A 3,989-nucleotide genomic window follows, 5' to 3' on the forward strand; every position below is an offset into this window, starting at 1 on the left:
GCTGGCGTAGCGCTCGCCCGGCGGCGTGCCGTCGTCAAAAGGATCATCTGTCTCTGCCGGCGAGCTGCCGTGGGCCTGGGCATTGCCTGGTCTGCCACGTGAATTGCCCTGGCCCTGGCCCCACAGGCCGGACAGCTCTTCCGCCGGCAGGCCGCCCTGGCGGGCCAGCTCGCTGAGCAGCTGCAGCTTCAGTGCGCCGTCGGGCAAGGCCTGCCACAGAGGGCGGGCCTGGGCCAGCATGCGCGCCCGGCCCTCGGCCGTGTCCAGCGCGCAGTCAATGGCCGCGTGTTCCAGCAACTGGCGCGACAGTGGCACGGCATCCCGCACCTGGGCTTCGAAGGCCTGCTGGCCATGGGCGCGCACATAGCTGTCCGGGTCGTGTTCGGCGGGCAGGAACAGGAAGCGGAAGCTGCGCGTGTCGGTGGCATGTGGCAGTGCTGCTTCCAGCGCCCGGCCGGCGGCGCGGCGGCCGGCGGCGTCGCCGTCGAAGCTGAACACCACCTGTTCGGTGAAGCGCAGCAGTTTCTGCACATGCTCCGCAGTGCAGGCCGTGCCCAGCGTGGCCACCGCGTTGGGAAAACCCAGCTGCGCCAGTGCCACCACGTCCATGTAGCCTTCGGTGACCAGCGCGTAGCCTTTTTCCCGCAGTCCGGTGCGCGACTCGTACAACCCATACAGCTCGCGGCCTTTCACGAAGACCGGCGTCTCGGGCGAGTTCAGGTACTTGGGTTCGCCCTTGTCCAGCACCCGGCCGCCAAAGGCGATGGTCTCGCCCTTGACGTTGCGGATGGGAAACATGATGCGGTCGCGGAAGCGGTCGTAGCGCTTCTGGTCGGCCTCGCTCTTGCCTTCGTCCGCGCCTTGCGCGATGACCATGCCGGATTCGGCCAGCAGCGGATCGTCATAGCGCGCAAACGCGCTCGCCAGCGTGCGCCAGCCTTCGGGTGCATAGCCCAGGCCGAAGCGCTGGGCGACCTCGCCGGTCAGGCCGCGGCGTTTCAGGTAGTCGATGGCGCGTGGGCTGGACTTCAGCTGCTGGCGGTAATGCTGCGCCGCCTTGGCCAGCACGTCGGTCAGCGTGGTCTGGCGCTGGCGCTGCTCGGCCGCTGCGGCGCGGTCAGCCTCGCTGCGCTCGTCTTCCGGCACCTGCAGGCCAACCTGTTGCGACAGGTCTTGCACGGCTTCCACAAAACTCATGCCGTGGTGCTCGGTCAGGAAGCGGATCGCGTCGCCATGCACGCCGCAGCCGAAGCAGTGGTAGGTCTGGCGAGACGGGCTGACGATGAAGCTGGGCGACTTTTCGCCGTGGAAAGGACACAGGCCCTTGTGGTTGATGCCGGCCTTCTTCAGCTCGACATGGCGGCCGACCACCTCGACCACGTCCACGCGCGACAGCAACTCTTGGATAAAACCTGGTGGGATCACAACGGAAGTCTAGGGCATTGCCCTGGGGCAAGGCTCGGCGCCACCCAAAAGCTGCGCCAGAAAAAGCAACAGGGCAGCCGAGGCCGCCCTGTGGTGTGGCAAAGCAATATGAAGCGCGCTATTGCCTGAAGAAATGTTCGCCGCATCGGCTGGCCGCCGATTTGCCGATTGATTTCTGCCATGCACCGCCGCTGACGGCGTCCCCCTGAATGCTGGCGAATTTCAACCGGAAGGTCCGGGCGAACCCGCGGTACTCAAACCGCGAAGTCGCAAAGCTTAAACCGAGAAGTCGCCAAGCGACTTGCCGGAAGCCAGCGCAGCCTGCAGCCACTTGGGCTTCAGGCCTCGGCCGGTCCAGCTTTGGCCGGTGGCCGGGTCGCGGTATTTCGCGGCCACTTTCTTGGTGCCTTCGCCCTTGGGGGCGGTGGGCGCCTTGCCAGCCAGATCGGCGGCGGTCAGGCCATATTCGCTCATCAGCGACTTGACCTTGGCAATGGCATCGGACTTGGCGGCGCGCTGCGCTTCAGCAATTTGCTTCTCGAGCGCTGCTTTCTGCGCCAGCAGTTCCTGGATCGTGGTCATTCGGTTATCTCCAATCAATGAACCCGGAGGGCAAGCGGATGATAACCGAGGTCAGCGAAAGGTTCCGCAGGCAAGCCCACAAAACTGTCACAGATTCCCACGACTGCGACAAACCCGATATGCCAATACCAGATGTCAGAAAAAACCCTGGTTAGTGGCTGCGCTCAGGCGCTGGGCGGCACAAAGCCGGCCGGCTGTTCGGCACCGCCGCCGAACAGGAACTGTTCCATCTGCCGCGCAAGGTACTGGCGGGCGCGTGCGTCGGCCAGGTTCAGGCGGTTTTCATTGACCAGCATGGTCTGGTGGCGCTTCCATAGGTCAAACGCTTCCTTGCTGATGTTCTCGTAGATGCGCTTGCCCAGCTCGCCCGGGTAGACGGGGAAGTCCAGCCCTTCGGCTTCTTTCTTCAGGTAGCTGCACTGGATGATGCGTGCCATGGTATTGCTCTCGTATCGGGTTCGGGTTCTCAAAAGGGGCCGGCGGCCCCGGAATGCCGGGCTTCAGCCCAGCTTCTTGATCATCACTTGGGAGCGACGGTCCCAGTTGTATTTGCGCTTGCGGGCCTCGGGCAGCCAATCGGGATCGACCTGCACGAAACCGCGCTTGATGAACCAGTGCATGGTGCGCGTGGTCAGCACGAAGATGGTGTCCATGCCCATCTGCCTCGCGCGCTGCTCCACGCGCTTGAGAATCTTGTCGCCATCGCCCTGGCCTTGCACCTGCGGCGAAACCGTCAGCGCGGCCATTTCTCCGGTGCGCGCTTCGGGGTAGGGATACAGCGCAGCGCAGCCAAAAATCACGCCGTCGTGTTCGATCACCGTGTAGTTGGTAATGTCGCGTTCGATTTCGGTACGGTCGCGTTTGACCAGCGTGCCGTCGCGCTCGAATGGCTCGATCAACTGCAGGATGCCGCCGACGTCGTCGGAGCCCGCTTCGCGCAGGCTTTCGAGTTTTTCATCGACCACCATGGTGCCGATGCCATCGTGGGTGAATACCTCCATCAGCAGTGCGCCATCGGTGGCAAACGGCAGGATGTGAGAACGCTCTACGCCGCCGTGGCAGGCATTCACGCAATGCTTGAGATAAAACGCCGTGTCGGTGGGCTGCATCGGTGCCGGCAGGGCATTCAGCAGGCGCTCGGCTTCGGCCAGCGAGAGCTCGGTGTCAATCGCACTTTCCGGATCGGAAATTTGCTCGCGAATACCGGGTATCTCGGTCATGAAAAGCAGCTTGTCGGCCTGCAGCGCAATCGCGGTTTGGGTGGCCACGTCTTCCATCGAGAGATTGAAGGCTTCACCTGTGGGCGAAAAGCCAAAAGGCGAGAGCAGCACCATCGCGCCAATGTCGATCGCCCGGCGTATCGACGCTGCGTCCACCTTGCGCACCACGCCGCTGTGAATGAAATCCACGCCGTCGACAATGCCGACCGGCCGTGCCGTCAGGAAATTGCCTGACACCACCCTGACGGTGGAATTCGCCATCGGCGTATTCGGCAAGCCCTGGGAAAACGCCGCTTCGATCTCGAAGCGCAATTGGCCGGCGGCCTCCTGCGCGCAATCCAGCGCCACGCTGTCGGTCACCCGCATGCCATGCGAGAACACCGAGGCATGGCCTTTGGCGGCCAGTTGCTCGTTGACCTGCGGCCGGAAGCCATGCACCAGCACCAGCCGCACGCCCATGGCCTGCAGGATGGCCATGTCCTGCGCAAAAAAATTGAGTTTCCCCGCCGCAATCAGCTCCCCGGTCATGCCGACGACAAAGGTCTTGCCGCGGTAAGCATGGATATGGGGCGCCACCGAGCGAAACCAGGGCACGAAGGTATGGGGAAAGACAAGATCCATCACGGGGCGGATTGTGCCGCAGCTGCCGTCGCCGTCCTTGGAAAGGGCTTGCTCGGTGGCGCGTCGACAAGGACACGACGGGTTCGCAGGACCGGACTTGCCCGGCGCGGGATAATCCGCGCCTCGTGAATCGACAAGCCT

The 3,989-nt window shown here is 63.8% G+C and carries 4 protein-coding genes; all 4 read right to left on the reverse strand.

What is annotated here, in order from left to right:
* A partial coding sequence (gene dnaG / locus FKP22_RS23270) for a DNA primase (protein WP_141290054.1) occupies positions 1-1,425 on the reverse strand: 1,425 nt, incomplete at its 3' end.
* A 276-nt stretch (positions 1,426-1,701) separates the two neighbouring features.
* A complete protein-coding gene (locus FKP22_RS23275; RefSeq protein WP_141290055.1) occupies positions 1,702-2,007 on the reverse strand; it encodes an H-NS histone family protein in 306 nt (101 codons plus the stop codon).
* 164 nt (positions 2,008-2,171) lie between these two features.
* Positions 2,172-2,444 (reverse strand): oxidative damage protection protein, encoded by a 273-nt coding sequence (locus tag FKP22_RS23280; RefSeq protein ID WP_141290056.1) that lies wholly within the window; start codon positions 2,442-2,444, stop codon positions 2,172-2,174.
* A 63-nt stretch (positions 2,445-2,507) separates the two neighbouring features.
* A complete protein-coding gene (argA, locus tag FKP22_RS23285; protein ID WP_141290057.1) occupies positions 2,508-3,848 on the reverse strand; it encodes an amino-acid N-acetyltransferase in 1,341 nt (446 codons plus the stop codon).
* Between the last annotated feature and the right edge of the window lie 141 nt (positions 3,849-3,989).

The sequence above is a fragment of the Ideonella azotifigens genome (assembly GCF_006519715.1).
GTDB lineage: Bacteria > Pseudomonadota > Gammaproteobacteria > Burkholderiales > Burkholderiaceae_C > Ideonella > Ideonella azotifigens.